This window comes from Dellaglioa sp. CoH-55-MRSF-7 (assembly GCF_056782235.1).
Map to the genome: position 1 here is coordinate 1 of NZ_JBXAYI010000100.1, position 354 is coordinate 354.

The following is a 354-nucleotide window of genomic DNA, read 5'->3' on the forward strand; positions in this document are numbered from 1 at the left end:
GAAGTTAACTTCCAGTTCTGGAACGCTTTGACCAGAGCCGGCAATATCCGCCCAACCTGCTGGTGCCTCAGAAGTTTCCTGCGCAGCTCGCTCCAGCAGCTCTCCTGCGTTCTCGGAACCATCGACCGGATCGTCCTCCGGGTCTTGAGCGTGAGCCAAATCCGCAGCGTTGAATTGAATTAGAGCCTCAAGGCGTCGTTCCAGCTCACCGTCCACGCTGTGGAACGAGTAAAGCTGGAAAAAGTCCTCGGCCGTACGATTGAGTACGTTACCCGAGATATCGACGTACACGACTTGCGGCGGGTGCTTGATCTGCGTTTTCGGCTTCAGGCTCGTGTTCGTGAGCCACAGGAA

Annotated in this window: 1 protein-coding gene; it reads right to left on the reverse strand. The window is 56.2% G+C overall.

The window, feature by feature from the left end; genetic code table 11:
- The coding region (locus AC1RPU_RS08045) for a hypothetical protein (protein ID WP_481769649.1) at positions 1-354 on the reverse strand (354 nt) is incomplete at both ends.